The sequence below is a fragment of the Mesorhizobium sp. M7A.F.Ca.CA.002.15.2.1 genome (assembly GCF_003998715.1).
Taxonomy (GTDB): domain Bacteria; phylum Pseudomonadota; class Alphaproteobacteria; order Rhizobiales; family Rhizobiaceae; genus Mesorhizobium; species Mesorhizobium ciceri.
Window position 1 is genome coordinate 1 of the sequence record NZ_RZPI01000519.1, and the last position, 4,119, is coordinate 4,119.

Annotated in this window: 5 protein-coding genes; 2 read left to right on the plus strand and 3 right to left on the minus strand. The window is 63.4% G+C overall.

The genetic code is table 11. The annotated features are described in order from the left end of the window. Positions 1–30 precede the first annotated feature (30 nt). Positions 31–606 carry a GNAT family N-acetyltransferase gene (locus ENZ74_RS24050; RefSeq protein WP_024503584.1) on the minus strand — a complete coding sequence of 192 codons (576 nt, stop codon included), beginning with the start codon at positions 604–606 and terminating at the stop codon, positions 31–33. 65 nt (positions 607–671) lie between these two features. Here ENZ74_RS24050 and ENZ74_RS24055 point away from each other — a divergent pair, with 65 nt between their 5' ends. Then, on the plus strand, positions 672–2,000 hold the full coding sequence (locus tag ENZ74_RS24055; protein WP_013531937.1) for a DNA polymerase IV: 1,329 nt from the start codon (positions 672–674) through the stop codon (positions 1,998–2,000). Here the strand turns inward: ENZ74_RS24055 and ENZ74_RS24060 are convergent. Continuing rightward, positions 1,997–2,503 (minus strand): hypothetical protein, encoded by a 507-nt coding sequence (locus tag ENZ74_RS24060; RefSeq protein ID WP_024503586.1) that lies wholly within the window; start codon positions 2,501–2,503, stop codon positions 1,997–1,999. The genes ENZ74_RS24055 and ENZ74_RS24060 overlap by 4 nt on opposite strands. 198 nt (positions 2,504–2,701) lie before the next feature. Between ENZ74_RS24060 and ENZ74_RS24065 the strand changes: the two genes are divergently transcribed. Further along, positions 2,702–3,583, plus strand: coding sequence for a DMT family transporter (locus ENZ74_RS24065; protein WP_013531939.1), 882 nt, complete (start codon positions 2,702–2,704; stop codon positions 3,581–3,583). Positions 3,584–3,595: 12 nt separating this feature from the next. On the opposite strand, the gene ENZ74_RS24070 is transcribed toward ENZ74_RS24065, so the two are convergent. After that, positions 3,596–4,119, minus strand: a 524-nt coding sequence (locus ENZ74_RS24070; protein WP_206522318.1) for a potassium channel family protein, incomplete at its 5' end; no start/stop codon positions are given.

Sequence of the window (4,119 nt, forward strand, 5' to 3'; positions counted from 1 at the left end):
CGACAACGGCATCCGGGCAGGCAATCTCGATCAAAGCACCAGCCGCATCAGCGGCCGACCGGCCTTGCGTTCCAACAGCCTCTCGAAACCAGCCTTCTCGAAGACCCGCGACGAGCCGACGAACAGGCCGATCGAACGCGAATCGCGAGACAGATCTATCGGACAAGCCTCGAGCAGCCGTGCACCGTTCTGGCGGGCAAAATCGATGCCGCCTTCGACGAGGCGATGCGTGATGCCCCTGCCGCGCGCCTTGCCGCGGATGAAAAAGCAGGAGATCGCCCAGACGGCCGGATCCGTGGCGTCGGCAGGATCGACCGGTGCCGACCCCCTGCCCTGGTTGTTCCATTCGGGCACGTCGGCGCGCGGTCCGATCTGCATCCAGCCAACCGCCTGACCGTCCTCGAATGCCAGCAGGCCCGGCGGCGGGCCGGCCTCGATGCGCGCCTTGATGTGGTCCTTGTTGCGTTCCCGGCTGCTCTCGCGACGCATCGCCGGCGCCAGCCGGAAGTGCGTGCACCAGCAGCCGTAGCAGGCACCTTGCTTGCCGAAGAGGTCCTCGAATTCAGCCCAAAGCTCGGGCGCAAGCGGCGCTATGGTCGTGCTCATGCGTTCTCCCCAGGCCAGCCTTGTCGCTGGCCTTGCACTGTCGTACCATTGCCTCTGTTCTCTTTATGTTCGCAGCGATGGCGGCCCCTGTCAACAATCCCGATCACGGTTTTTGCCGCGACTGCCTGATGCTTCAGCGCAGCCAGACGCGCCGCTGCGAGCGCTGCGGCAGCCCCCGGCTTGCGCGTCATCCCGAGCTTTACCGGCTGCATCTGGCCCATATCGATTGCGACGCCTTCTATGCGGCAATCGAAAAGCGCGACAATCCGGCGCTCAAGGACAAACCGTTGATCATCGGCGGCGGCAAGCGCGGCGTGGTCTCCACCGCCTGCTACATCGCCCGCATCCAGGGCGTCCGCTCGGCCATGCCGATGTTCAAGGCGCTCGAAGCCTGCCCGGAGGCGGTGGTCATCAGCCCCAACATGGAAAAATACGTCCGCGTCGGCCGCGAAGTGCGCGCCATGATGCAGGCGCTGACGCCGCTGGTCGAGCCACTGTCGATCGACGAGGCGTTTCTCGACCTCGCCGGCACCGAACGACTGCACGGCCTGCCACCCGCTGTGGTGCTGGCGCGCTTTGCGCTGGCGGTCGAGAAGGAGATCGGCATCACCGTTTCGGCCGGCCTGTCCTACTGCAAGTTCCTCGCCAAGATAGCGTCGGACTTCCGTAAACCGCGCGGCTTCTCGGTCATCGGCGAAGCCGAGGCGGTCGGCTTCCTGGCGGCGCAGCCGGTGACCATGATCTGGGGTGTCGGCAAGGCGTTCAACGCAACGCTGGAGCGTGACGGCATCCGCACCATCGGCCAGCTGCAGCAGATGGATCGCGGCGACCTCATGCGCCGCTATGGCACGATGGGCGACCGGCTCTACCACCTTTCGCGCGGCGAGGATGTCCGCCGCGTCGATCCCGATCAGGACGCCAAGAGCGTATCGGCCGAAACCACCTTCGACACCGACATCGCGTCGCTGGAGGAACTGATCGCGGTTCTCAGGGGTCTTTCGGAAAAGGTTTCGGCACGGCTGAAAAAGTCAGGCATTGCCGGGCGCACCGTGGTGCTGAAACTGAAGAGCCAGGATTTCAAGCTGCGCACGCGCAATCGCCAGCTCGGCGACCCGACCCGGCTCGCCGACCGCATCTTTCAGACTGGGGTGGAGCTTCTGCGCAAGGAAACCGACGGCACGAAGTATCGGCTGCTCGGCATCGGCGTCAGCGACCTCTCGGACGACGACAAGGCCGACCCGCCCGATCTGGTCGACATCCAGTCGCGCAAGCGCGCCATGGCCGAGGGCGCCATCGATGCCTTGCGCGACAAGTTCGGCCGCAAGGCGGTGGAAACCGGCTACACATTCGGCAAGGGCCGCGATGCCCATCCGCCGGAGCCGCTCGAGGATTAGGTGCGCTGCAAGTCTATCCTGCTCGTCACCACGCTCTTGCCGGTTTTCGGGTCGGTGTCGATGACGGTCAGCCGCATGCCGTTCTCGCCGCGTTTCTCGACCTTCATCTGCGCCCTTCGGTCGCCATTGACCTCCTTGGCCCAGCGAATGCCCAGGTTGATCGCATTGCCCGAACGGCTGCCGTTGAGTTGCGCCGGTCCCGTGCGAGAGCCGACATAGGTGCCGCTGTATTTGGCACCTGTAACTTTCAGATTGGCGCTGATGGCCCGCGACACCACAATGAGACCGCGGCAATTTCCATCCAGCGATAGCGAGGTTGAGGTCGCATTCGACTTGAAGCTGCACGATACGCTGACGTTCGGAGCATCCGTGGTTACCTGGACAGTGCCCTTGCCGGCGAAATTGCCCTTGAACGACTGAAGAAATTGGGTCTCGTCGGCATGTGCTGCGCCTGCCGCAACCAATAGACCGCCGGTAAGCGCGAATTGCGCGAAGGATCTCATCGAAGCTCTCCTTGTCGTTTTCGAAAAAAGGCGGGGCGATCCACGAGCACGGCTGACCATCGGGACTCAACGCCACCTACCATTTCAGGTTCCGTCCGCCACATGACTGTTTTACAACATCGAGCCAGTCGCGACTGGCCCAGAAGAATGCCTTGGCTAGCGGTTGCGGCAGAGGTGCTGGCCTGCGACATAGCGCGAATGGCACCCACCCCCTCGATCCCCAAGGCCGCGTTCTGGATGGCGCTGTCTATCGCCTCGTTCCTTGGCATGACGGTCGCCGGCCGGGCCACGACAGCGGAGCTCAACGTCTTCCAAGTGCTGGAGTTGCGCTCCGTGATCGGCTTCTTCATCCTGCTGCCGCTGGTGATGATGAGTGGCGGCTTTCAAGCCATGCGCACGCAGCGCCCGGTTGCCCATATCGCCCGCAACGTCATCCATTACACGGGCCAGGCGGCATGGCTCTACGCCCTCACCTTGATTCCGCTGGCCGTGTTGATCTCGATCGAATTCACCACTCCGATCTGGACAGCTATCCTGGCGGTGATCTTTCTGGGCGAAAGGCTGAACCGGCCCAAGTTGGCAGCGATCGCGCTGGGGCTGATCGGCGTGGTGATCATCGTGCGCCCCGGTGTCGGCTCGGTCGATCCTGGACATCTCGTCGTGCTGGGCGCCGCGGCCTGCTTCGGCATCTCGGTGGTCACCGTCAAGTCGCTGACCCGGACAGACAGCGTCGTACGCATCATCTGCTGGATGCTGATTGTCCAGTCGGTGGTCGGTCTCATCCCGGCGCTCTATACGTGGCGCAACCCGCCACTGGAGCTATGGCCATGGATCGTGCTGATCGCCTTCACCGGCATGTCGTCGCATTTCTGTATGGCCCGAGCGCTTGGCTATGCCGACGCGACCATCGTCTCGCCGATGGATTTTCTACGCGTGCCGCTATCGGCACTGATCGGCTGGCTGCTCTATAGCGAGCAGATCGACGCCTTCACCGCCGGCGGCGCGCTGCTGATCCTGATGGGCAATCTGCTCAATCTGCAGCGCAGGCAGATAAAGCCGGCCGAAGTGGCGGCGTCGTAGTCCCGCCGGCCGTCAGTTCCCTTCGTCGGGTATGTTGAGAAGATGGCCGCAGGCCTTGCAATGCACGGCGTCCGGCTCGTGCCGCCGCAAGCCGCACTGCGGACAGGGAAACAACACCTTGGCTGGCCGGAAGATCGCCTGAGCCAGTCTGACAAACAGCGATATGCCGATGATCATGGTGACGATTGCCGTCAGCTTGCCGGCCATGCCCGGCAGCACGATGTCGCCGAAGCCGGTCGTCGTCACCGTGGCGACAGTGAAATAAAGCGCGTCGATATAGTTTTCCAGGCCGGCGCCAGTGCGAAAGAAGAACGTGTAGACGAAGCCGGTGATGACGAACAGGAAGGTCAAAAGGTTGATGACCGCGTGGCTGGCCTCTCGCCACGGCCGCAGTCCTCGCATCTCGAAATGCCGCCAGAGCGAACCGCTGCGCGACAGCGACCACAGCCGCAGGATGCGCAGGAAGGCGAGATTGGCGAACGCCGTTGGCATCAGCAGCGTCAAGAGGATGAAGACATCGACCCACGAGGTCGGCT